This window comes from Staphylococcus simulans (assembly GCF_002994445.1).
GTDB lineage: Bacteria > Bacillota > Bacilli > Staphylococcales > Staphylococcaceae > Staphylococcus > Staphylococcus simulans_B.
Genome location: NZ_MRZJ01000001.1, coordinates 152,705 through 178,723, shown reverse-complemented (window position 1 = coordinate 178,723; position 26,019 = coordinate 152,705). Strand labels below are relative to the sequence as shown.

At 36.7% G+C, this 26,019-nt stretch carries 23 protein-coding genes, 1 riboswitch and 1 other annotated feature; all 23 genes read right to left on the bottom strand.

Features of this window, described 5'->3' with window-relative positions; genetic code table 11:
* Positions 1-164 precede the first annotated feature (164 nt).
* A complete protein-coding gene (gene hemL / locus C7N65_RS00975) occupies positions 165-1,451 on the bottom strand; it encodes a glutamate-1-semialdehyde 2,1-aminomutase (protein WP_105992600.1) in 1,287 nt (428 codons plus the stop codon).
* On the bottom strand, positions 1,452-2,438 hold the full coding sequence (gene hemB / locus C7N65_RS00970) for a porphobilinogen synthase (protein WP_105992599.1): 987 nt from the start codon (positions 2,436-2,438) through the stop codon (positions 1,452-1,454).
* Complete coding sequence (locus tag C7N65_RS00965) at positions 2,435-3,124, bottom strand: uroporphyrinogen-III synthase (protein WP_105992598.1); 690 nt, start codon at positions 3,122-3,124, stop codon at positions 2,435-2,437. Before C7N65_RS00965 ends, hemB begins: the two co-directional genes overlap by 4 nt.
* 24 nt (positions 3,125-3,148) lie before the next feature.
* Positions 3,149-4,075: a hydroxymethylbilane synthase gene (hemC, locus tag C7N65_RS00960; RefSeq protein WP_105992597.1), complete on the bottom strand. Its 927-nt coding sequence runs from the start codon at positions 4,073-4,075 to the stop codon at positions 3,149-3,151.
* 31 nt (positions 4,076-4,106) lie between these two features.
* Positions 4,107-4,931 (bottom strand): inner membrane protein YpjD, encoded by an 825-nt coding sequence (locus tag C7N65_RS00955; protein WP_105992596.1) that lies wholly within the window; start codon positions 4,929-4,931, stop codon positions 4,107-4,109.
* Positions 4,932-4,953: 22 nt separating this feature from the next.
* Positions 4,954-6,291, bottom strand: a complete 1,338-nt coding sequence (gene hemA, locus C7N65_RS00950) for a glutamyl-tRNA reductase (RefSeq protein WP_105992595.1) — start codon at positions 6,289-6,291, stop codon at positions 4,954-4,956.
* Positions 6,292-6,542: 251 nt separating this feature from the next.
* The gene (gene yihA, locus C7N65_RS00945; RefSeq protein WP_105992594.1) at positions 6,543-7,130 is read right to left on the bottom strand and encodes a ribosome biogenesis GTP-binding protein YihA/YsxC; all 588 of its coding nucleotides are present in this window, start codon (positions 7,128-7,130) and stop codon (positions 6,543-6,545) included.
* Between the two features lie 147 nt (positions 7,131-7,277).
* Positions 7,278-8,540 carry an ATP-dependent Clp protease ATP-binding subunit ClpX gene (clpX, locus tag C7N65_RS00940; RefSeq protein WP_105992593.1) on the bottom strand — a complete coding sequence of 421 codons (1,263 nt, stop codon included), beginning with the start codon at positions 8,538-8,540 and terminating at the stop codon, positions 7,278-7,280.
* A 402-nt stretch (positions 8,541-8,942) separates the two neighbouring features.
* On the bottom strand, positions 8,943-10,265 hold the full coding sequence (gene tig, locus C7N65_RS00935; RefSeq protein WP_105992592.1) for a trigger factor: 1,323 nt from the start codon (positions 10,263-10,265) through the stop codon (positions 8,943-8,945).
* A gap of 163 nt (positions 10,266-10,428) precedes the next feature.
* Positions 10,429-11,367 (bottom strand): hypothetical protein, encoded by a 939-nt coding sequence (locus tag C7N65_RS00930; RefSeq protein WP_105992591.1) that lies wholly within the window; start codon positions 11,365-11,367, stop codon positions 10,429-10,431.
* Positions 11,368-11,381: 14 nt separating this feature from the next.
* On the bottom strand, positions 11,382-11,993 hold the full coding sequence (locus C7N65_RS00925) for an NUDIX domain-containing protein (RefSeq protein WP_105992590.1): 612 nt from the start codon (positions 11,991-11,993) through the stop codon (positions 11,382-11,384).
* Between the two features lie 134 nt (positions 11,994-12,127).
* Positions 12,128-12,484 carry a 50S ribosomal protein L20 gene (rplT, locus tag C7N65_RS00920; protein ID WP_105992589.1) on the bottom strand — a complete coding sequence of 119 codons (357 nt, stop codon included), beginning with the start codon at positions 12,482-12,484 and terminating at the stop codon, positions 12,128-12,130.
* Positions 12,485-12,596: 112 nt separating this feature from the next.
* Positions 12,597-12,797: a 50S ribosomal protein L35 gene (gene rpmI / locus C7N65_RS00915; RefSeq protein ID WP_105992588.1), complete on the bottom strand. Its 201-nt coding sequence runs from the start codon at positions 12,795-12,797 to the stop codon at positions 12,597-12,599.
* 31 nt (positions 12,798-12,828) lie between these two features.
* Positions 12,829-13,356, bottom strand: a complete 528-nt coding sequence (infC, locus tag C7N65_RS00910; RefSeq protein WP_105993049.1) for a translation initiation factor IF-3 — start codon at positions 13,354-13,356, stop codon at positions 12,829-12,831.
* 22 nt (positions 13,357-13,378) lie between these two features.
* Positions 13,379-13,517: a sequence feature (ribosomal protein L20 leader region), on the bottom strand.
* Positions 13,518-13,581: 64 nt separating this feature from the next.
* On the bottom strand, positions 13,582-15,069 hold the full coding sequence (locus C7N65_RS00905) for an amino acid permease (protein ID WP_105992587.1): 1,488 nt from the start codon (positions 15,067-15,069) through the stop codon (positions 13,582-13,584).
* A gap of 93 nt (positions 15,070-15,162) precedes the next feature.
* A riboswitch (Lysine riboswitch) is annotated at positions 15,163-15,338 on the bottom strand.
* 58 nt (positions 15,339-15,396) lie between these two features.
* Positions 15,397-17,340 carry a threonine--tRNA ligase gene (thrS, locus tag C7N65_RS00900; protein ID WP_105992586.1) on the bottom strand — a complete coding sequence of 648 codons (1,944 nt, stop codon included), beginning with the start codon at positions 17,338-17,340 and terminating at the stop codon, positions 15,397-15,399.
* A gap of 319 nt (positions 17,341-17,659) precedes the next feature.
* Positions 17,660-18,580 carry a primosomal protein DnaI gene (gene dnaI / locus C7N65_RS00895; RefSeq protein WP_105992585.1) on the bottom strand — a complete coding sequence of 307 codons (921 nt, stop codon included), beginning with the start codon at positions 18,578-18,580 and terminating at the stop codon, positions 17,660-17,662.
* 2 nt (positions 18,581-18,582) lie between these two features.
* The gene (locus C7N65_RS00890) at positions 18,583-20,010 is read right to left on the bottom strand and encodes a replication initiation and membrane attachment family protein (protein WP_105992584.1); all 1,428 of its coding nucleotides are present in this window, start codon (positions 20,008-20,010) and stop codon (positions 18,583-18,585) included.
* Positions 20,011-20,012: 2 nt separating this feature from the next.
* Positions 20,013-20,486, bottom strand: a complete 474-nt coding sequence (gene nrdR / locus C7N65_RS00885; protein ID WP_105992583.1) for a transcriptional regulator NrdR — start codon at positions 20,484-20,486, stop codon at positions 20,013-20,015.
* Between the two features lie 144 nt (positions 20,487-20,630).
* Positions 20,631-21,653: a glyceraldehyde-3-phosphate dehydrogenase gene (locus tag C7N65_RS00880; protein WP_105992582.1), complete on the bottom strand. Its 1,023-nt coding sequence runs from the start codon at positions 21,651-21,653 to the stop codon at positions 20,631-20,633.
* Between the two features lie 160 nt (positions 21,654-21,813).
* A complete protein-coding gene (coaE, locus tag C7N65_RS00875) occupies positions 21,814-22,428 on the bottom strand; it encodes a dephospho-CoA kinase (RefSeq protein WP_105992581.1) in 615 nt (204 codons plus the stop codon).
* A gap of 24 nt (positions 22,429-22,452) precedes the next feature.
* Positions 22,453-23,325 carry a bifunctional DNA-formamidopyrimidine glycosylase/DNA-(apurinic or apyrimidinic site) lyase gene (gene mutM / locus C7N65_RS00870; RefSeq protein WP_105992580.1) on the bottom strand — a complete coding sequence of 291 codons (873 nt, stop codon included), beginning with the start codon at positions 23,323-23,325 and terminating at the stop codon, positions 22,453-22,455.
* 15 nt (positions 23,326-23,340) lie between these two features.
* On the bottom strand, positions 23,341-25,971 hold the full coding sequence (gene polA, locus C7N65_RS00865; protein WP_105992579.1) for a DNA polymerase I: 2,631 nt from the start codon (positions 25,969-25,971) through the stop codon (positions 23,341-23,343).
* Positions 25,972-26,019: the final 48 nt, after the last annotated feature.

Sequence of the window (26,019 nt, the reverse complement as noted above, 5' to 3'; positions counted from 1 at the left end):
TCTTATCCATTGTATTTATCATAACACGCTTGATACGAAAAAGTTAGGGATTGATTTGGAGCCGTTTCCATAGTGCTTTTCTATACTGAAATGATGAAAAAGAGAGTGAAATATCTCTGCAGACATTTCACTCTCTGAATCATTTAATTTGCTTAATCTAATAATTATTTTGCGACTCTTTCAAACGCTTTATCGAATGCTTCGATTGTTTTTTCAATATCTTCTTTCGTGTGCGCTGTAGATAAGAATGTACCTTCGAATTGAGATGGTGGTAAGAAGACGCCTTCTTTCGCCATTTCACGATACATTTCTGAGAAGAGTTTCAAGTCGCTGGCATTAGCTTGTTTAAAGTTCGTTACTGGTCCTTCATTAAGGAAGTAACCAATCATAGAACCAGCACGGTTAACTGTCATCGGCACATTGTGTTTTTCTGCTACTTTTTTCAAGCCTTCTTCTAAAATATCGCCAAGTTCATTGAAGTAATCGTAGCTTTCTGGTGTTAATTGGCTCAATGTTTCATAACCGCTTGTCATTGCTAATGGGTTACCTGATAATGTACCAGCTTGATAAATAGAACCTACCGGTGCAATATTATCCATAATCTCTGCTTTACCGCCGAAAGCACCTACAGGTAAACCGCCGCCGATAACTTTACCTAAGCAAGTTAAATCTGGCATAACATCGAAGTAGCCTTGCGCACAGTTGTAACCGACTCTGAATCCAGTCATGACTTCGTCAAAGATAAGCAATGAACCATATTCATTTGTGATATCTCTTAAGCCTTGCAAGAAGCCTTCAACTGGCGGAACTACACCCATATTACCAGCTACCGGTTCAACAATCACACCTGCAATGTCATCTCCATACGTTTCAAATGCTTGTTTAATCGCATCTAAATCATTGTATGGCACTGTAATTGTACTTTTAGCTGTGCCTTCAGGTACACCTGGAGAATCAGGCAAACCTAAAGTTGCGACACCTGACCCTGCTTTGATAAGTAGTGAATCACTATGCCCATGGTAACAGCCTTCAAACTTAACGATTTTATCTCGGCCTGTGTAACCTCTTGCTAATCGAATTGTATCTTGTGTTGCTTCTGTACCAGAAGACACCATTCTTACTTTTTCGATTGAAGGTACACGATCAATCACAAGTTCAGCTAACTTGATTTCTTCAAGAGTTGAAGCACCAAAGCTTGTACCTTTATCAACCGCTTTATGCAAACTGTCGATTACTTGTTTATTTTCATGTCCAAGGATTAGAGGTCCCCAGCTTAATACATAGTCTATATACTCGTTGCCATCAATGTCATAAATCTTAGAGCCTTTCCCATGATCCATAAAGATGGCTGGCATATCAACAGATTTAAATGCACGTACTGGACTGTTGACACCGCCAGGCATTAATTGTTCAGCTTTCTTAAATGCTTCAATCGATTTTTCGTAACCCATTTATTCGTCCTCCTTATTATCTAAGTAACGGCAAATATCTTTTGAGAAATACGTAATAATCATATCTGCGCCTGCACGTTTCATAGAAATCATTTGTTCCATTACAATTTTTTCTTCATCAATCCAACCTTGAAGTGCTGCTGCTTTTGTCATGCTGTATTCACCGCTGACGTTATAAGCGATAACCGGAACATTTGTTCTTTCTCTGACATCTCTGATGATATCTAAGAAACTAAGTGCTGGTTTGACAATCATCATGTCAGCGCCTTCTTTTAAGTCGCTTTCTAATTCAAGCAAAGCTTCTCTTCTGTTTGAAGGATCCATTTGATACGTTTTTCTATCACCGAATGATGGTGTTGATTCTGCTGCATCACGGAATGGACCGTAGAAACTAGATGCGTATTTAATACCATAACTCATGATTGGAATATTGTAGTAGCCTGCATCATCTAAACCTTTACGGATTTCAGCAACGAAACCATCCATCATATTGCTTGGTGCAATGATATCAGCGCCTGCTTCAACTTGCGATACAGCTGTTTTAACCAATAAAGGCAATGTTTTATCGTTATCAACGTCATGTGTATGATCATCGATTAAACCGCAATGGCCGTGATCAGTGTATTCGCATAAGCAAGTATCTGCTAATACAAGCATATCTGGATAAAGCTTTTTAGATTTGCGTGTTGCTTTTTGAATGATACCTTCATGTGCATAAGCACCTGTTCCAACCGCATCTTTTTCGTTTGGGACACCAAAGAACATCACTGCTCGTATTCCTAAATCATACGCTTCTTTTAGCTCTTCATCTAATCGATTTAAGCTGATTTGATAAATACCAGGCATGGAAGGAATTTCTTCTTTAACATCATCTCTTTCCACTACAAAGATAGGATAAATCAAATCTTCTTTTCTTACGTGATTTTCTCTTACAAGACTACGCATAGATTCATTAACGCGTAATCTTCTGTGTCTGTCAAAACTCATTTATGATTCCTACTTTCTTTAATTGTATTGATTAAACCGTCGATTGTTTGTATTTTTGCGATATATGCATCATATCCGAACTTATGAATCGTATCATAAGTAGGTTGGCCGATGGCATAACATGAAAATGATAATTTCAAATGCTTTTGCTTCAAAGTATTAAAAAAATTATCTGCAGAAGAAGAACTCGCAAATGCAATACCTTCCGCCTGCTGCATGCGTAATAATTGAATCGCTTTTTCAATATTAGTCTTATGCTGAACCGGTCGATATAAGTCGACTTTAGTTACTTTTGCGCCTCGTTGTGCAAGCTCATTTTCCAGCAAAGGACGTGCAGCAGCACTGCTTGGAATAAAAATAGTTTCATCTTTATTAAAAGAAAATGCTGCTAAAAAGCCTTCTTGAGAGTAGTCGTCAGGACAAAAGTCGACAAAAATATCATGCAAACCGCAAAAACGTCGGGTTTTTTCACCAATTACCGCAACTTTATCATACTTTACTTGATCTAAATAAGGTAAAAAATACCTAACTGCATTCTTTGATGAAAAGATAATCCAATGATAGTGATGAGTGAGTAAGCTTTCATCAAATGACAATGGTTGGATTTTGATGAATGGCAAATGAATCAAATCATTGCTTGTATCATGAATGGAACTCGTTTGTGTCATTATGACTGATGATGGCATAAGAATTCATCTCCGTATTATAGACTACTCTTCCTCGTTTAATGCTTCAATAATTTTATCAGCACCTTGTTTTTTCAAAACATCGCTGACTTCTTTGCCTAATTCCACTGGATTTTGACCTGTCACAGAATGTTCAAAGCGTTGTTTGCCGTCTGGAGACATTATCAAACCAGTGAATGAAAGCTGACCATTATCGCCGACTGTCGCATAACCGCCGATCGGCACTTGGCAGCTGCCGTTCATTTCTTTTAAGAATGTACGCTCTGCCGTTACACATTCAGCTACACTTTGATTGTGTACTTTCGTCAATAATTCTAATAATTCTTCATCATCGCTGCGGCACTCAATACCTAATGCGCCTTGGCCGATAGCTGGAATCAGCATATCTTGTTCAAGATATTGCGTTACGATATCGTCTGACCAGCCCATTCTGCGCAATCCTGCAGCAGCTAAAATAATCGCATCATAGTCTTCTGTTTCTAGTTTATGCAGACGCGTATCGATATTGCCTCGAATCCATTTGATTTCTAAATTAGGATATTTTGCTAATATTTGTGCTCCGCGTCTTAATGAACTTGTTCCTACAATACTGCCATCCGGCAAATCTTGGAGCTGTACATGATTTTTTGAAATAAATGCATCAAATGGAATTTCTCTATCAGGAACACAGCCGAGTGTTAATCCGTCCGGCAACTCACTTGGCACATCCTTTAATGAGTGGATGGCAAAATCAATTTCATGGTCGAACAAAGCTTGTTGAATCTCTTTGACAAACAAACCTTTTCCGCCTACTTTAGATAATTGTCTATCTACGATTTGGTCACCTTTTGTGACAATTTCCTTTATTTCAATATCTAAATCTGGTTGTACCTCTTTTAACTTTTCAATAAATTGACGGCTTTGCGTCAATGCGAGCTTACTTCTTCTTGAACCAACGACAAGCTTGCGCACGTCAACTTCCTCCTCTGCTTAAAGGTTGTCATTACCCAAAAAAGTTCGGGAAATGCGAAACGAATATTAAGTTAAACATACTGAACATATAAATCAGCATATTAAACAGCACTTGATTTATAGGGCTTACCCATTTCTTAGTGCGAATAAGAATGTATATCACATAGCTCACCATTACTATAATTGAAGATATCACTTTAGGGTCTAATAAGATATTATAACCTATTGTCTGAAAACCCCATTGTGCTCCAAGGATGACACCAATGACCAGCAAAGTAAAACCAATGATAGTCGAATAAAAAGTCATCTTTTCTAAGGTGTTTACACTACCTATTCTAAAATATTTTTGGTCAAAATGCTTTTGTTTAAGGTTGCGATACTGCAATACATATAAGGTAGCATTCACAAACGCAAATGAAAAGAATGCATAACTGACGATAGCTAATGAGACATGAATGATTAATAACTCATGGTTTACATTAAATTCTGCTTTTTCAATAAACGTTTCATTCGGTCTGAATGTGTGAATCGCCATTACAATAAACCCTATGGCATTGAACAAAAATATAGAAAACTCCAAGTGTTTTACTACACTGATTACAATAGAAAATGATAAAATCAGCCAGTTTAAAAAATAAAACACATCAAAAACTGATCCTAACGGAACTGCTTTAGCCATATTGATATATAAAGACAAAGAGATTGTTTGCAATACCCAAACAATCCCTAGTGTGTAAAACCCTAACGTTCTAATTTTATGATTCTTTTTAAAAAAATCATAAAAATAGCAAGAAATACTGAGTAAGTAAATCAGCAAAGTTACTTCATGGAAACGCACGAAAAACATATCTTGCATATTATCACCATACTATGGCTGCTTATTCAAAACCTAAGATTTGTCGTGCTGAGAGTTTGCGTTCTTTCTTTGCGACGCTCTTTTCATACTCGCTTTCAGCCTCAATATCAAAGATGTTTTGGAACAGCTCTAATTTTTCACTGCTATTTTTATCATTACTCAACTCTTTTGCTTGTTTAATCGGATCTTTCAGCATTTGGTTAATAATGCTCTTGGTATGTTTTGAGATAACCTTGCGCTCACGTTCGCTTAAATCAGGTAATTTACGATCAATGCTGTCCATTGTTTCTTGTTGGATATTCATTGCTTTTTCACGCAATGCTCTGATAACAGGAACAACGCCTAGCATGTTCACCCAATCATTGTGTGAAGCAATTTCATGCGGGATTTGGTCAGCAATTTGTGCTGCTGCTGCTTCTCTTTCACGCAAGTTGGCATCTACTAAACCTTTAAGATCGTCGATATCGTAACTGAACACATTCATGTCTGACTCAATAGCTGGATCGATATCTCTCGGCACTGCGATATCAATTAATACCATCGGTTCTTGTTTGCGTTGACGTGTAACAGTTTCCATCATGCTTTGAGTAATAATATATTCTGATGCACTTGTTGAACTGATTACAATATCAGCGTTGACTAATAATGATCCTAGTTCGTCTAATTGTGCATAATCTACTTGATGCTTATCTGCTAATTCGCGTGCGCGTTCAGCAGTTCTGTTAACGACTGTAACTTTCTCAATTCCAGAACCTAACAGATTTAACAATGACAATTCGCTCATTTCGCCTGCACCGATAATCACCGCATGCTGTGATTTCAAGTTACCAAACACTTTTTTAGCAAGCTCAACGGCCGCATAAGAAACACTTACCGCATTATCTGCGATATCTGTTTCGTTGTGCGCGCGTTTAGCGAATGTGATTGCTTGTTTGAATAAATGATTAAATATCGTACCTGTTGTACCTACTTCTTGTGCTGTAAAGAACGCATCTCTCATTTGACCTAAAATTTGTGTTTCCCCTAACACAATTGAGTCTAATCCAGATGTTACATTAAATAAGTGTTCTACAGCTTCGTCTCCAACCAACGCTTCTGACATCGCCTTGATTTCATCTACTTCCAAACCGAATTTACGAGCTAAGAAGCGCTGAATGTAATAACGGCCTGTGTGGATTTGATCCGCAACAGCGTATACTTCTGTGCGGTTGCACGTAGACAATATTACATTTTCTAATATTGATTTTGTTTCAAACAAATCAATATGCGATTCATGTATGGCATCAGCTTTGAAAGCAACTTTTTCTCTCAGTGCTACATCAGCGGTACGATGGTTGATGCTTATCGCAATTATATGCATTTATAACGCCCTCCATACTATTGACAATACCTACATTATAACACACAAATTATAACCTTAAAGTCATCAAGCCGGTTTATTTAGAAATATTCTAATCTAGCATTTGTTCAGTCAAAAATTCGTCAAATTTAAGAATCAATGTAAAAATCATTCATATTTTAGACACAAGTGCTATAACGCTTGCTGTGCTTTTTGTATACATAGATTGTTATTGCACTTTCATGGCACTTTTGACTGCTACATTAGAACGATTATAAATATTGCTCTATCGCATTCCAAATGACTTGCTGGTTTTTATTGTTAATGGAAGAGTAACTGATAATCGTGTCTTCACTTTCCATCTCTAATTTTTCTCTGATTACCTTAAGATGTTTTTGAATTTTGCCTTTAGCAATTTTATCTTGCTTAGTCGCAATGATTAAGACAGGCAAATCATAATACTTTAAGAAATCATACATTAACACATCATCTTGTGTCGGCGCATGTCTGATATCAATTAATTGAATCACAAGCTTCAACTGTTCACGCTGAGTAATGTATTTTTCAATCATTTTACCGAATTGTTCTCTTTGTTTTTTGCTGACTTTCGCATAGCCGTATCCAGGCACATCGACAAAGATCAATTGGTTATCAATATCATAAAAGTTAAGTGTTTGTGTTTTACCGGGTTGTTGTGATGTTCTGGCCATATTTTTACGGCCAATCATACTATTAATAAATGTGGACTTCCCTACATTAGAGCGTCCGCTTAAAGCAACCTCATCTAGTCCTGATTCTGGATACTGTTCAGGTTTTACTGCACTGATCAATAGTTCTATATTATTCGGGTTGATATCCATTTTCGACCTCTTTTCTATCCATTATAGATTGATTCGCGTTTCATTATATCAGATAACAAATTCGAAAGTGCACCAATTTCGAAAGAAAAGTATAAAAAAAGCATTCTCAGCACCTAATCAGTGCTGAGAATGCAATATGCAATACGATTATGCAGAAGTTTTTTCTAAGTTAACTTCATTACCGTCTTCGTCATATAATTCAGGCGTAGACTCGTTATTAATTGTTTTTTCAGTGATAACCACTTTTGCTACTTCTTCAGTAGATGGGATATCATACATGATTTCAATTAATGATTCTTCGATAATTGAGCGTAAACCACGTGCACCTGTTTTACGTTCGATTGCTTTTTCAGCAATTGCTGATAAGGCTTCTTCTGTAAATTCAAGTTCTACATGATCAAGCTCAAGCATTTTCTTGTATTGTTTTACTAAAGCGTTCTTAGGTTGTGTTAAGATATTTTTCAATGCTGAAATATCTAATGTTTCTAAGTTCGCTACGATTGGAATACGTCCGATAAATTCAGGAATCAATCCGTAAGATTGCAAGTCCTCAGGACGGATATGTTCTAGTAATGCACTTTCATCATATTTTGCAGCTTCATTACTAGCGAATCCAATCACTTTTTCACCTAAACGACGTTTGATAACATCATCGATTCCGTCAAAGGCACCGCCTAGGATGAATAAGATATTAGTCGTGTCGATTTGGATGAATTCTTGGTTAGGGTGTTTACGTCCACCTTGAGGCGGTACACTTGCTGTTGTACCTTCTAAGATTTTAAGCAATGCTTGTTGTACACCTTCACCAGAAACATCACGTGTAATTGAAGTATTTTCAGATTTACGTGCAATCTTATCGATTTCATCCACGTAAATAATACCTTTTTCAGCTTTATCGATATCGAAATCAGCTGCTTGGATTAAACGTAATAAGATATTTTCTACGTCTTCACCTACATAACCAGCTTCAGTTAAACTTGTCGCATCCGCAATCGCAAATGGCACGTTCAATGTTTTCGCTAATGTTTGTGCAAGTAATGTTTTACCGCTACCAGTTGGCCCGATTAAAGCGACGTTACTTTTTTGTAATTCTACTTCATCATCTTTAGGTCCTAATTGTTGGATACGTTTGTAATGGTTGTATACCGCCACTGATAATGATTTTTTCGCTTTCTCTTGACCAATGACATAATTATTTAGTTGATCCATAATTTCTTTTGGAGTTGGTAAATCTGTAAATTCTTCTGTAGCATTTTGGGCAAGTTCTTCTTCTACGATTTCAGAACATAATTCGATACATTCGTTACAAATGTAGACACCGCTGCCTGCCACAAGTTTCTTAACTTGATCTTGGTCCTTACCACAGAAAGAACACTTCAATTTTTCTTCATCTTCATTGAATTTAAACATTTATTATTTACACCTCTATTCCATAAAGACTATACGCAAACACTTTAAACTATGCAATGAATTTGTTTATAGACTTTATCGTTACTTTTAAACCAATCATTACAGTTCCTTAAATCAGGTTAAGAATTATTGATGATTGTATTGATTATATCTATGATGAGATTTTTACTTTATTGAACTTGTATATCGAATATATCATTTTGTAAAGTTTATGCAACAATGTTGCTTACAAACAATATAGCATAGGGTTTATCAAAACGAAATAATTACGATTATAAATCACTGTAGAGGATGAAACTACATTCTGCAACTCAAACACCTTGAATATCTCAAGCTGATTGACACATTAGAAATGCAACTTCACCCTCTACCCATTCATTTATTCAATTGGAAATGAATTGATTATTTGTCTTCTTTTTCTTCTTTTTTATCTTCAGAAGCTTCAACAAATTTAGCATTATCCACTAATAAGTCGATAACTTTTTTAACACGTACATCACCTTTGATTAAGTCAGTGTTGCCTAATGTTTTCTTGATATCTTCAGCTGAGATGCCGAATTGTTCGCTCATTGCTTCTAATTCTTTATCGATATCTTCATCAGATGCTTCGATGTCTTCAGCATTTGCGATTGCAGTTAATGTTAAGTTTGTTTTAACACGTGCTTCAGCATCGTCTTTCATTTGTTCTCTTAATTGAGACTCATCTTGACCTGAGATTTGGAAGTAAGTTTCTAAGTTTAAACCTGATTGTTGAATACGTTGTTCGAATTCTTGCATCATACGGTTTAATTCAGTGTTGATCATTGCTTCAGGAATATCTACTTCAGCGTTTTCAACAGCTTTATTGATTGCTTCTTCTTTTTCAACGTTTTCAGCGTTGACTTTTTTCTCTTCTTCAAGACGTTTGCGAAGATTTTGTTTGTATTCTTCAACGTTATCCGCATCTGAATCTAATTCATTAGCGATTTCATCGTCTAATTCAGGAACGTTTTTGTATTTTACTTCGTTGATTTTAACTTTGAAAGTCGCTTCTTTACCCGCTAATTCTTCAGCGTGGTATTCTTCCGGGAATGTAACTTTAACGTCTTTTTCGTCGCCAGTATTCAAGCCTACTAATTGCTCTTCAAATCCAGGAATGAACATACCTGAACCGATTTCTAAATCGTAGCCTTCAGCTTGTCCGCCTTCGAATTGTTCCCCGTCAACATAACCATCGAAGTCTAAGTTTACAGTATCGCCTTCTTCAACTGCACCTTCTTCTTTGATTACCATTTCAGCTAAGTGACCTAAGCTGTGATCAATTTGTTCTTGTAATTCTTCATCTGTTAATTCAGCATTTTGCTTTTCAACTTCAAGACCTTTGTAGTCTCCAAGTTTAACTTCTGGTTCTACAGTTACAGTAGCGTTGAAAGTCAAGTCTTTGCCTTTTTCAATTTGTGTAACTTCGATTTCAGGTTGATCAACTGGTTTGATACCTGTTTCTTCGATAGCTTCACCGTAAGCTTCTGGTAATAAAAGATCAACTGCATCTTGGTAAAGTGCTTCTACACCAAAACGTTGTTCAAAGATTTGGCGAGGTACTTTCCCTTTACGGAAACCAGGAATATTTACTTGTTTAACTACTTTCTTGAATGCTTGATCAATTGCTTGATCTACTTTTTTAGCAGGAACAGTAACTTCTAAAACGCCTTGGTTACCTTCCTTTTTTTCCCATGTTGCTGTCATGATATAAAAACCTCCATGATAATCGTAATTTTAATTTTTCAACTTTTTCATTATAGCATACGTACAATACGGTTACAAACCTTGTGATTAGTGTATTGCGAGTTGCTGCTGCAATTTATTCTTTTCTCTTAAATGTTGTAATACTATCATAATACCCTAATCATTATGTGATATTCTGTTCAATCAGATGGATCCATTTAAGAACCTCATCATTCAACTTCAATTCATCAGATGCTGATAGATTCAACATTGACTGTATATAATTGAAGTAGGTCGTAATCCACTCGTCAATAGGTGCGTATGTTTCAATTTCAAGCGGATAAATCCCAATGGCAAACCCTTGAAGCATCTGAGAAATTTCCGGTCTCATTTGATCTCCGAAAGCATCCTCAAACCGCTGCATCACTTCAGGAATCACCTTTTGCGTAAAAGGTGCATACTCTAAGCCGGGCAAGTCTTTAGGTACGACATCGAACGCTGTCTTATTTTTAATGAACCTCACATGATGTTGGTACTGTGCTTTTTTCAAGTATTCTAAAATAATGGTTTGAACATGTGCATGTAATGTTGTTTGGTTGATGATTTCTGCGAACGTATCTGAAAAACCATACTGTCCTTCATGCATCATATCGAACAATAAATACAACTGCTGATCGACTTGCAATTCGGTAAATTGTTTCATCCTGCTGATATAATGCTTTTTGTTTTCATTCAGCTGCATTTGGGCATCTTCTTTAATCGGAAACAGCTGCATGCGGATATCATGATCATTCACTTGATCTATAATCTGATTAAAGACTTCCACACATTCATAGTACTGTCCTAACCCATGCAAGCTGGTCATATAATAAACCATTAAGCGATTATAGGCATCAAAACCTTGTTTCAATAGGATGATTGCTTCTTCTCTCAATTCCAAATATTGTTCCATTCTTAGAAGCATCTCACATTTTAATAAAGCTAATTCAGTATCTAATTCAAAACTTTTTTCGAATTTCATAAATGCATCGTACATCTCATCGTAATTTTCATGTTCAAAATGCGATTTAATATCTTTCGTCAGTTTTGCTTTGTTTTGAGGGAATGGAATTACATCAGACATGTTAACACCCGCTTCTAATTCAATGCTTTTAAGATGAGCGCACTCCAAGTTTCAAAATCATCATAATCTTCGATTCTGCCTTGATTCACCCATTTGATTTTAAGTGTATCTGTTTCTTTTGCTTCTACATTTTCAGAATCCACTCTGATTTTAAATACGATTCCTAAATGTACTTCGCCCACTTCATTCGTATCATCATTAATGAAACCGATATACTCCATATTTTGTGTTTTGCTTGTACTTAAACCGACTTCTTCTTCTAATTCACGTTGTGCATTCACACGCAATACTTCATTAATTGTTTGTGCGTCCATTACATCATTCATATGTCCGCCTACACCAATAGAAGATTGACCATGCAAGCGGTCTTCGCCGCCGCCGGATAAACGTTCATAAACGAGCGTTTCTCCTTTTTCATTTTCTAGCAAGCAATATGAGATAAGTTGTTTATACGCAGGATCTTCTTCCATATCTCCGCGGCGTTTTACTTCATATTTATCTAAAGTTTCAAAAATCGCTTCCCCAGTCGGATCATTTTGCGGTAAAAAGCCGTTGAATGCATTTTTTTCATGATTAAACACAATATCTCTTGGTACTACAATGATTTTCTCATCAAATTTTGACATGGTTTTCTCCTTTACTATTTACATATGTACTCGTTGCTATTTTATCAAAAATCAGAAATCTGAGTAAAGCTGCTTCTATTAAAAAACTCAATCATCAGTATAAAGATTACCAATGATTGAGTATTGTAAGTTGATTATTTTAAAGCTGCTTTAGCTTTTTCTACTAATTCACCGAAAGCTTTGTCGTCTGAAATTGCGATTTCAGAAAGCATTTTACGGTTGATATCGATGTCAGCTTGTTTTAAGCCGTTCATTAATTTAGAGTAGCTTAAACCGTGGTTGCGTGCAGCCGCATTGATACGAGTAATCCATAATTTACGGAAGTCGCGTTTTCTTTGACGACGGTCACGGAAAGCGTATTGACCTGATTTCATTACTTGTTGCTTAGCTGTTTTATATAAAGTACGTTTTGCGCCGAAGTAACCTTTAGCTAATTTGATTACTTTTTTACGACGTGCTCTTGTTACTGTTCCACCTTTAACACGTGGCATATTGAATTCCTCCTTGGTTATATCTATAACTTGATTATTTTAATTTGGTTCAGTCTGCAATCTTTTCATCAAAGCTAAAGCAGAACTGGTTTATCGTTTTGTTTCTAGTCAATTATTTTTTGTAAGCTAATAATTGTTTTACACGTTTCATATCACTTGGTGATACTAAGCTTGCTTTACGTAATTTACGTTTTTGTTTAGTGCTTTTGTTTGCGAATAAGTGAGATGTGAAAGCTCTTGAACGTTTTAATTTACCAGAAGCAGTTCTTTTAACACGTTTAGCTGCTCCGCGGTGTGTTTTCATTTTTGGCATAATGAAATTCCTCCTATAATATCTTTAAAAATTATTTTTCTGCTAGTGGTGCTAGCATGATAAACATTTGACGGCCTTCCATTTTAGGCTTTTGTTCAACTGTAGCGATGTCTTTGCATTCGCCTGCAAATTTCTCTAATACACGTTGACCAATTTCCTTATGCGTAATAGCACGTCCTCTGAAACGAATTGAAACTTTACATTTATCGCCTTTAGTTAAGAATTTGCGTCCTTGTTTCAACTTAGTTTGGAAGTCATGTTCCTCAATTGTTGGACTTAAACGAATTTCTTTAACGTTGATAACTTTTTGTTTTTTCTTCATTTCTTTTTCTTTTTTCTGTTGTTCGAATTTGTATTTACCGTAATCCATAATACGAGCAACAGGAGGTTTAGCATTAGGCGCGACTACGACTAAATCTAAACCTACACGATCAGCCATTTCTAAAGCTTCACGTTTTTGTTTAACACCGATTTGTTCACCGTCTTGACCAATGACACGAATTTCTCTTGCACGAATTCTTTCGTTAACTTGCGTTTGATCCTTTGCTATGGTTAACACCTCCGTTATATTTACGAAATATCCCAAGTAAAAAGAGCGGACACAGAAGTGCCCGCTCTTTTCCATAAAGTCAACGTTATCTCATTGCAACGTTGTTTTGGACCTGCCAACAGCCTTAAGCGTCGCTACAGGTGAGAAGCGGGAAGCTTCTACTTGGTTCGTTTCGTATTCAACGTATACAATCATATCAACATTAAGAGATAAAGTCAATTAAAATTTGAAACTTTATTTAAATTGGCTCATATCCACGTCTTGACGCAAATCTACGTCTTTCAATGGAATTTTTTTCGTTTTGTATCTGATTTTATGATACAAGAAGAAAGCTAAGAATACTGGGATACCCATATATGTGATTAAGAATCTGTTTGGATCAAAGTCGCCTGTTTTAATGAAGTCGACATCTTGTCCGATAATAACAATCACACATAAGATACCTGCAAAGATAGGTCCGAATGGGAACCATTTTGCTTTATATTTCAATTCATATTTATGATGATGCTGTGCAGTGAATGCACGTCTGAAACGATAATGGCTGATTGCAATACCTACCCAAGCAATAAATCCAGTCATACCGCTCGCAGCAACAATATATTCATAAGCGCCGCCGCTTAATTTTTGTAATAAGAAAATAGCAACTGTAACTACGCCTGTCGCAACTAATGCGATGAATGGCACACCTTGTTTAGATGTTTTGCCGAACACCGGTGCAGCAAGTTTATCTTTACTCATAGAGTACAGCATACGTGTTGATGCATACATACCTGAGTTTCCGGCAGATAATACAGAAGTTAAGATAACTGCGTTCATGAATGAAGCTGCGAATGCTAAACCGGCATTTTTAAATACTAATGTAAATGGAGATGTCGCAATGTTATCTTCCCCGCCCATCAATGCTGGATGAGTATAAGGGATAATCATACCGATAACAAAAATCGCTAAAATATAGAATAACAAAATTCTCCAGAATACTTGTTTGATTGCTTTTGGTACAGCACGTTCAGGGTTTTCAGATTCCCCTGCTGTGATACCGATCAGCTCAGTCCCTTGGAATGAGAAACCAGCAATTAAGAATACACCTAAGATAGATAATAAGCTTCCGCCTAAATTACCGCCTAGGATTGGACCGTCGCCTGAAGTAAAGGTTTCAAATCCAATGAATTTTCCGCCCATAATTCCGACAATTGTAAGCAGCCCGATGGCGATAAAGACAATTACTGTTACAACTTTAATTAATGCAAACCAATATTCACTTTCACCATAGACACGAACTGACAATGAGTTCAGTGCGAAGATAATGATAAGGAATAAAACACTCCATGCCCAAGCTGGAATACTTTTCATCGGGTCCCAATATTGAATTACTTGTGCAGCAATAGTTACGTCTGCTGCGACAGTGATAACCCAGTTAAACCAATAGTTCCATCCTAAAGCAAAGCCTAATGACGGATCTACAAATCGAGTGGCATACGTACTGAATGAACCAGAAACAGGTAAATACGTTGCCATCTCACCTAATGAAGTCATTAGGAAGAAAACCATAATACCAATAACAGCATACGCTAATAGCGCTCCTAAAGGCCCAGCATCATGAATTGCGCCGCCTGATGTTACGAATAAACCTGTTCCGATACATCCGCCGATTGCAATCATGGAAATATGTCGGTCTTTTAGACCTCTTTGGATGCCTGCATCCTGATTAGATTGATTGTTCATAATCGATTCCTTTCTTTAGTATAGAGGCTTGCATGAATATAAAAATGATGGCCGCTATCTTATTTGATATGCGACCATCATTAGAACTTTATAATATACGGTAGCACATCACATTATGTGACAGTCCAGCTCCTATTAGGAAACTGTCCCAAAATACAATAGTTACGGCTATTGTAAATTTCGGCATCTTTGCCTTTAACTTATTCAACATACGCTCCGATAAAGCTTCTGATAAGCAACTCTTCAAAGATGCAACCTCTAACACTTTTTTTAATATTTATTCAACTACATTGTAATATACATTATTTCTTCTGTAATATCAAGGAGTTAATTTTGTCTTTGTTTTTTCAATCGGATTTCGTCTACTAAATTCCAAATGAATTCATCTTTTTCAACTGTTTCTTGTTCTTTTGAACCATATTGACGTACGTTGACTTCATTATTTTCAATTTCTTTATCACCGATTACTAATTGATAAGGAATTTTATGCATTTGCGCTTCACGGATTTTGTAACCCATTTTTTCATTGCGGTCATCAATTTCAACACGAACACCTTGTGATTTCAATTCATCTTGAATTTGACGCGCATAATCATAATGCAAATCAACATTTACAGGAATAATCTCAACTTGCATTGGTGCTAACCAAGTTGGGAATGCACCTTTTGTTTCTTCAGTTAAGAATGCTACGAAACGTTCCATAGTTGATACTACACCGCGGTGAATAACAACTGGGCGGTGTTCTTCTCCGTCTTTGCCGATATAAGCTAAATCAAAGCGTTCTGGCAACAAGAAGTCAAGTTGTGCAGTTGATAAAGTTTCTTCTTTACCCATTGCTGTTTTCACTTGAACATCCAATTTAGGACCGTAGAATGCCGCTTCGCCGATTGCTTCTTCATAAGGCAATTCCATTTCATCTACTGCTTCTTTAAGCATTGCTTCTGCTTTATCCCACATTTCATCGTCATCGAAATATTTTTCAGTATCTTCTGGATCACGATAGCTTAAACGGAAGCTGTAGTTTTCGAAACCAAAGTCATCATACACGTCTAAGATTAATTGTACAACGCGTTTGAATTCTTCTTTGATTTGGTCTGGACGTACGAAGATATGCGCATCATTCAAAGTCATACCGCGGACACGCTGCAAGCCTGATACAGCACCACTTGCTTCATAACGGTGCATTGTACCTAATTCAGCCAAACGAATCGGCAATTCTCTATATGAATGCGGTTTGTTTTTATAAATCATCATATGATGTGGACAGTTCATCGGACGCATAACCATTTCTTCAGTTTCATCCAATTTCATCGGTGGGAACATGTCATCTTGATAGTGATCCCAGTGGCCTGATGTTTTATATAAATCTACGTTCGCCATTACTGGTGTATAAACGTGGTCATAGCCTAAGCTGACCTCTTTATCCACAATATAACGTTCGATTTCACGACGGATAGTTGCACCGTTCGGCAACCATAACGGCAAACCTGCACCTACTAATTGACTGTTCATAAACAATTCAAGTTCTTTACCGATTTTACGGTGATCGCGTTCTTTACGTTCTTCCAGCATTTTCAAGTGTGCTTTTAAATCTTTTTTATCGAAGAATGCAGTTCCGTAAATACGTTGCAGCATTTTGTTGTTGCTGTCGCCGCGCCAATATGCACCAGCTGTAGAAAGCAATTTAAACTCTTTGATTTTAGAAGTTGATGGCACATGTACACCGCGGCATAAGTCAGTAAATTCGCCTTGTGTATAAAGTGTCACATTTTCACCTTCAGGAATCGCATCGATTAACTCTTGTTTGTAAGGGTCATCGCTGAAGAATGCTTTTGCTTCGTCGCGGCTGACTACTTTGCGTTCGATTTTATGATTTTCATTCACGATTTGTTTCATTGTTTTTTCGATTTCAGGGAAATCTTCTGAAGAAATTTTAGCATCTGTATCAAAGTCATAGTAGAAACCGCCTTCAATGACAGGGCCTACACCGAATTTTACATCTCCGTATAAACGTTTAAGTGCTTGCGCCATTAAATGTGCTGTTGAATGACGCAATACTTCTAAAGCTTCATCGCTGCCAGGTGTCACAATTTCAATTGTGCCGTCTGCTTCTAGCGGACGTGTTAAATCTACCATTTGTCCATTGATTTTGCCGGCAACTGCTTTCTTTCTTAATCCCGGACTGATTGATTGTGCGATCTCTTCAGTTGTAATACCTTTGTCGAATTCAGTACTATTTCCATCTGGAAAAGTAATGTTAATTTTATCCATTTAAAAACGCCTCCATTTTTTAATCTCACGTAAAAACAAAAAGAACCCCGCCCTGTAAAGGGACGAGGTTCTCGTGATACCACCCTAGTTTAAGAAACAGGAACATTCCCATATAACTGCTTCTCATCTCTGCATAAGATAACGGTCTTGAGCCGGATATTCATTACGAATATCATATCTAAAAGGGAGTAACACTTTATTATGATAGCCGCATTCTCATCACCAGCGGCTTTCTGTATAGCAGGGAATAAATTGTCATATCCTCTTATGTTTACGTTGATTTAGATTTAATTCCATTATAACCTATTTTCTAAAAATATCAATCGTCACGTAAATTCTCTCCTACTAATTCGTAAGGTTCCGCTAACGATTTAATACGTTCCATAATTCGTGCAGCTTTTGTCTGCTCAGATCCATCTCTTGTAATCGAAAGATGATGTTCTAATGCTTTAAAATCAAAGTTTGAACTGAAGAATGTCGGTAATTCTTGAACCATTCTGTAATGCAGCAATGGACCGATCACTTCATCACGCACCCATGGTGTGACTTCTTCAGCCCCGATATCATCAAGCATTAAAATTTCAGCTTCTCTGACTACTTGCAGCTTGCGTTCAAAAGAACCATCTTTAAAACCGTTCTTTAATGTACGGATAAATTCCGGCAAGTAAACAATGGTAGACGGAATCAATTTAGATTTCAGCTGATTGGCAATTGCACCTAATATAAAAGATTTACCTGTGCCGAATGAGCCGTATAGGTATAAACCTTTGACCCTTTTGCCTTTCACGATATCATCACATAATCGACTGGCTGCCATTGCGACATCCAAACGTTCACGGTTATCCATATAAATATCGTTTAATTTCGCATCCAGCGTATCTCGCTGCATATGATGCGACGTAATCAAATGTGCTTCTTTTTGCTCTTGATCATGTTTGATTTTACATGGACATGGAAGGTATTTGATTTTGATTCTGCCATTTTCAATATAAAGTTCAGGGACATGACCCTTTACAAAATTAGGACAATCTTTGAATTCGTGACCGTCATAATGTTTTTGCTGATCTTTATATTCTTGCAAAATATTCAAATCTTCTTCAATCATACGATTAGTGACCTCTGACTGATGTTCTTCTAGAAATTTTTTGACATCCGGGTCATTGACAACATCCTTTTTTATCTTTTCAAAGCGCTTTTGAAAATCCGGTGATGTCTGCATAATATTGCTGAATCGTTTCATGTTTATTCATCCTCCTTCCATGTTTCATTTAATTGTTTTAAAAAGGCTTCTCTATCTTTTAAGAATTGTTCATCATGTGTATCTACTTTTCGTTTTTCACCTTTTTTGCGGCGTTTTTCATGCTGTCTGTTTAACAACCAATCCGGTGTGATTTCTTTTGATACCGTTTGCTTTATATAATTATTGTACTTACTGCGGTTATTGTAAGTTTGCGGCTGCTGCGCTTTCTCTTTTTGCGTTTGCTGCATCGACTTGACATGCTTAAAGGCTTCTTTTGCCGAACTGAAGCCTTTTTTCTTCCAATTCGAAGCTATTTCCAAGATATAAGTTTTAGGCAGCTGACTATCATTTTTCAGCATTACGTATTGCAGCAAGATATTAATCACACCAAACGGCAGCTGTTCACGAACAATCAAGTCTTCAATCAAATACTTTTGACTTGGTGTCGGTTCTGAATCTGACCAGCTGGTTAACATATCTACCGGGCTGGTTTCATCTAACAGTTGATACCACGCTTCAAACTCTTCGTCTGTTTTAGGCATTGTCGTCAGCGAAACCGTAGTTTCTTTTGCTGGTGCAACATTCGGCATATCTGCCTTAGCTTCTAATGAAGGCAATTGATTTTCATGCTCTATTGCATAATAAGCACGTGCTTGTTTACGCAACTCTTCAAACGAAATCTTTTGTGCACTTGTCAGCGATTTTAAAATCAAGTTCTTCATACCTTCAGGAGTGATGCCATATAATACTGCTAATTGTGTGATGAGATGCTTAGATTTTTCTTCGACAATTTCAGCACTGACAAAATGATTACTCAGCAATTGATACAGCAGTTCGAAATCAAACTGAATCCGGTCTAAATTCATACCTTCATATCGCGGAGTTTCCGTAATCGAATTGGTTGTATCCATCTGTTCAAATACATGATTCGGTACTTTAAATACATCTGTAAAATTGCGTGTCACTTCATGATAATCATCTAAATCAATGGGAGTGCTTTCAAAATAGCGTCTTAATTCATGGAATCTTTTACCGCCTGCTTCTTTATACAAATAGACAGACAACATAGGATCATTAAAGAATTTCTTAGATGTGGGAGGTTCTATTAATTGATAGACAAACTGTGAATATTGCTCGTTATGTTTGGCAAATGTTTTGACTAACCCTATCGCTTCTAGACGATTCATCTCTTCTCTGAAATCGCCTAAGTTTATCTTCAGTTCACTCATAATCACATAATGGGTTTTATTGCTTTCAGCAGGATATGACGCAAACTGAGACAGATAATGATATACACCGATTGCTGTTGTGCCGATTAACGGCGTAAATAAGCGATTAAGCACTTCTAATTGTGCTTCAGATAGTTTTTCAGCTTGCAATACTTTAAAAGGATCTTGAGGTCGTAAACCGAAATCGCTTTGACGCATCATGATTATGATTCACTCCGTTTGTTCTTTTCTTGCAAAATACCTTGCATCGACGCAAGTAATTGATCGACATCTTTAAACTCTTTATAAACAGATGCAAACCGTACATAAGATACTTGGTCTACGTGCATTAATAAGTTCATCACATGTTCGCCTATTTCTCTTGAAGAAACTTCTGCTTGACCTTCATCTCTTAGGCGCCACTCAACTTTATTGGTAATATCCTCAAGTTGCTGATAGCCTACTGGTCTTTTTTCACATGAACGAACTAGCCCATTTAAAATCTTATCACGTGAAAATTGTTCACGCGTACCATCTTTCTTCACAACGATTAATGGACTCATTTCAATATGTTCGAATGTGGTAAAACGAGTCCCGCAATTTTCACATTCACGGCGTCTGCGAATGGCATTAGCTTCATCAGCATGTCTGGAATCTATTACACGAGAATGTGTCGAATTACATTTAGGGCATTTCATTCATTTTCACCTCTTTTATTGATTAGGCCTATTATACTATAAAAATTGTTGTCACAAAAGAAAGGAAACTAAGACATGAAAAAACCAGTTAATTGGAGCCCTACTTCCAATTAACTGGTCAAAAATTTATGACAGCAGTATCAATTAAGCTGTTGCTGTTTCTTTAGTCTTTAACAATTCACCAATTTGAACTGCAATATCAACGACACGGTTTGAATAACCCCACTCGTTATCGTACCAAGCGATAACTTTAACTTTCTTGTCGTCCATAACAAGTGTTGACATTGAATCAACGATTGCTGAGTTAGGGTTTGTATTGAAGTCTACTGATACTAACGGCTCGTCTGAAACTGCTAATACACCGTCTAAGTCAGCATCTTCAAATGCTTTGTTAACTTCTTCAGCTGTAACATCTTGTTTTAAGTCTACAACTAAGTCAACAAGTGAAACGTTTTTAGTCGGCACACGTAATGCCATACCATGCAATTTACCTTCTAATTCAGGTAAAACTTCTTTCAATGCTTTTGCAGCACCTGTTGAAGTCGGGATAATACTTTCGTTGCATGAACGCGCACGACGTAAATCTTTATGCGGATTATCAATATTCTTTTGGTCGTTTGTAATCGCGTGAACAGTTGTCATTAAACCATTTTCAATTCCGAAGCTGTCGTTTAATACTTTAGCTACTGGACCGATACAATTCGTTGTACAAGAAGCATTACTGAAGATGTCGTATTCTTCAACATCCAAGTCTTCGTTGTTTACACCTTTAACAACCATTTGTACATGGCCGCCTTTTGAAGGACCTGTTAATAATACTTTTTTAGCACCTGCTTTAATGTGCGCATCTGCTTTGTCGCCATGATTGAATTTTCCTGTTGCTTCTATGACAATGTCAATATTTAAATCTTTCCAAGGTAAATTTTCTGGATTACGATCTGAAACTAATTTAATATCATGACCATCAATACGGATACCATTTTCTGTCGGTTCAACTTCACCGTCATATTTTCCATGTGTTGTATCGTATTTTACTAAATGTGCAATTGTTTCTGGAGGATAACTCGCATTGATTGCTACCACATTTAAGTCATCATTTTTAGAAGCAATACGCAAAACCATGCGCCCAATGCGTCCCATTCCATTAATTGCAATATTCGTTGTCATAAAAAGCACCCCTCGATTTTTATATGTGTTATACTTTATGGAATAAGTATAGCATATTTACGTAAAAATGAAAGCGTTTTATCAAAATTAACAAAAAAATTACTTATCATTAATGATAAGCAATTTTTGATTTCATATTTACATTGTTATTGAAACTGAATTAAACCTCTTCAGAGCTCTTAATATAGCCTTCTTGTACAAGCAATGCTTCTAAGTTTTGTTTTAATTCCAATAGCGTGCCGCGATTATCAATTACATGATCAGCCATGCGGCGTTTTTTATCTATTGAAATCTGACTATACACACGCGCTTTAGCTTCTTCTTGTGTTAAATCATTACGTTCCATTAAACGCTCCACTTGAATACTTTCAGATGCATATACCAGCCAAGTTTCATCTACAGTATCTTGCAAGTTATTTTCAAATAACAATGGGATATCCATAATGACATTATAGCCTTGTTCCAGATATGCCTCTTTTTGTTTTTCCATCAGCTCTCTCACAATAGGATGAATGATATGGTTGAGTGCTTCACGTTTTTTTTCGTCATTAAACACAATTTCGCCTACGTATTTACGATTCATTTCACCGTTTTCATCTATTGCTTCATCTCCGAAAGTTTGACGGACTTGTTCTAAACCTTCAGAACCTTTTTCTACCGCTTCTCTCGCCGCAATATCGGCATCTACAATTTTAAAGCCGTGTACTGCTAACAACTCGGAAACCGTAGATTTTCCAGTTCCGATTCCGCCTGTTAGACCTATTACCTTTTGCATATTAAAATCTCCCTCGTTCACAATTTATTTTTGACAGTTTGGACAAAAGTGACTGTTTCTTCCTGCAATCACTTCTGTTTCAATTGGACCGCTGCATACCGGACATACCTTTTTCTTATACACATTCAAATAATCTTGCATGTGGCCGGTTTTTCCGTCTGCGTGTCGATAATCAGATATACTTGTACCGCCTTGTTCAATGCCCAGTGCTAAAACATCCACAACTGCTTCAAACACACGCTTTTGTTCTTTTTGACTTAAAGATTGTACCGTGCGTTTTGGATGAATACGTGCATTGAATAAAGCTTCGCAAGCATAAATATTGCCGCAGCCTGCTATGACTTTATGATCCAATATGACTTGTTTAATCGGTTTATTCTTATATTTACCCAATTTTAACTGTTGCTGGTAATGTGCCAACGCATTTTCATCAAAAGGTTCAGGTGCCATATCTTTAAATGACGCATATGCCGTAATGTCATCTACATTTCTGATTTCACCGAACCGTCTGATATCTGAAAAGATCAATTGCTTGCCATTACTCAACTTAAAATTGACATGCCAGTGTTTTTTGTAATTCGGCACAATAATCTCATCTAAATGATTCACCACAAAATAACCGCCAGTCATACCTAAATGACTGACAATTACTCTGTTGTCACTATCATTTTCTAGATAGAGCAGGATATATTTGCTTCTACGTTCAACACGTGTAATTTTATATCCCTTTGTACGATTTTTAAACATAGATAAGTCCATTTGTTTAATAATTGTATCTCTGTTCTCTTTCTTTCCCGTTATAACTTTATCAGAGAATACAACATCTTCTATGGTTTGATTCACCACAAAAGGTTCTATTCCTCTTTTTACGTGTTCAACTTCTGGTAATTCTGGCAATCTTGTAACCTCTTTCTATTTTGCATCATACCAAGTAGGTCCGTAATTCGTATCTACTTGTAAAGGAACTTCAAGTTCTATCGCATTATCCATAATTTCTTCGATAAAGGCACTGAATGCTTCAACTTCACTTTCAGGCAATTCAAAGATCAACTCATCGTGTACTTGTAGTAATAAATGCGCATTGAAGTCTGTATCTTGTATTGCTTTGTCATAATTGACCATTGCAAGTTTGATAATATCTGCAGCACTGCCTTGAATCGGTGTATTCATGGCTGTACGTTCTGCGAAACTGCGTCGGTTGAAATTACGGCTGGTAATATCAGGTATATATCTGCGGCGATGCAATAATGTTTCTACGTAACCTTTCGCTTTCGCATCTTTTACAATATCGCTCATATATTGTTTCACACCTGGGAAGCTATCTAAATAGTCATCAATAAATTGTTTAGCAGCTTTTCTTGTGATTCCTAAACTTTGGCTGAGACCGTAGTCACTGATACCATACACGATTCCGAAGTTGACAGCTTTAGCTTGTCTGCGCATTAAACCGTCGACATCTTCCGCTTTGACACCAAAGACTTTCATCGCTGTAGCAGTATGAATATCATGTCCTTCTCTGAATGCTTTCATCATACTTTCATCTTTAGTGATATGTGCTAATACACGTAATTCAATTTGAGAGTAGTCCGCAGAAAGTATCACATTGCCTGATTCTGCAGGTTTAAATGCTTTTCTGATACGTCTGCCTTCTTCTAAACGAACAGGAATATTTTGCAAGTTAGGATCAACTGAAGATAGACGGCCTGTTTGTGCAAGTGTTTGGTTAAAGTGTGTATGAATACGATGATCGTCTTGAATTACTTTTTGCAAGCCTTCAACATACGTTGATTGCAGTTTTGAGAGTTGGCGATATTCTAAAATATCTTCAATAATCGGATGTTCACCTTGTAACTGTTCAAGTACATCTACTGCAGTAGAATAACCTGTCTTTGTCTTTTTAATTACAGGCAGTTCTAACTTTTCAAACAAGACTACACCCAGTTGTTTCGGCGAGTTTAAATTAAATGATTCGCCGGCTGCTTCATGAATACGTTCAATCAATGTATCAAGTTTGCCTTGAATTTCGCTTTCCATCTCTTTGAGCTCTTCAACGTCCGTATAAACACCCAACTCTTCCATTTTACCTAAAATACGTGCTAATGGCAGTTCTAAGTCTTTGAATAAATCTAGTTGATTGTATTCTTTTAATTGGTCATGCATAATCGGCACACATTGATTAATAGCATCTAATATCGCCGCAATATATGGATTAAGGACTTCATCCTCTGGAATTTGGCGTTTGCGTCCTTTGCCGTAAACATGTACTGCTTCAGCCACATAATTTTGTCCATATTGGCTGACTACTGAATGTACATCATCAATCGAACGCGACGGATCTAAAATGTAGCTTGCAAGCATGATATCAAAGGTAATGTTTTGAATATCAATGTTCAAACGATGTGCTTGTGCATATGTTTTTTTCGCATCGTAAACATGTTTTTTCGTATCTTTATTTTCTAACCATTGAACAAGTGCAGAGTGCTGTGTCACTTCTGACCCGTCTATCACCACATAATGGTCATCTGTATGCAGACCGAATTTTAAAATATCTGCTGTTAAATAATCGCCCTCATCCACTTCAAAATGAATCGCAGCAGCGTCTAATTGTTCAAAGTCGATAGCATCAAAATCTGTCTCTACTTTATATTCTTTAGCACTTTCACTTTCAATATCAGCGTCCACATCGATTTGATTCAGCATTTGTTTAAAATCTAATTCTTTAAAGAGTTCGATTTTTTGTGATTGATCTGTATCTTCAGGACGTTTAGTATCTTTCAATGAAACTTCAATCGGGCTCTCTACATTAATAGTTGCTAACTGTTTGCTCATTAATGCATCTTCATGCCCATGCTCAAGTTTTTCTTTTAGTTTCTTGCCAGATACTTCATCCAAATGGTCGTAAAGATTTTCAACAGAATCAAATTGATTCAATAATTTAATCGCTGTTTTTTCACCTACACCTGCAATACCAGGGATATTATCTGATGAATCACCCATTAAACCTTTCATATCAATAATTTGAGAAGGTTTTAGCCCATTATACTTTTCAGCAATAAATGCAGGTGTATAGTGGTCCACATCTGTTACACCTTTTTTCGTATAATAAATTGTTACATTATCTGTCGCAAGCTGCGTTAAGTCGCGATCGCCTGTTACAATAATCGTCTGCATCCCTGCTTCATCAGCTGCTTTGCTTAATGTACCGATAATATCATCAGCTTCATAATTCTCTAACTCATAATGTTTAATATGATAAGCATCTAAAAGTTGTCTGATCAGCGGGAACTGTTCGCTTAATTCTGGTGGCGTCTTTTGTCTTCCGCCTTTGTAATCACCATATGTTTGATGTCTGAATGTTGTTTTGCCCGCATCAAACGCGACTAAGAAATGCGTCGGATTTTCTTCTTTGATAATTTTTTCTAATAACATCGCAAATCCATAAGTCGCATTCGTATGAATTCCAGCGCGATTCGTTAATAGAGGCAATGCATAAAATGCACGGAAACTTAAACTATTTCCATCAATTAACACTAATTTTTCCACACTATAACCTCCAGAATTGGTTTGGTTCTATTTTATCATATGTCTGTA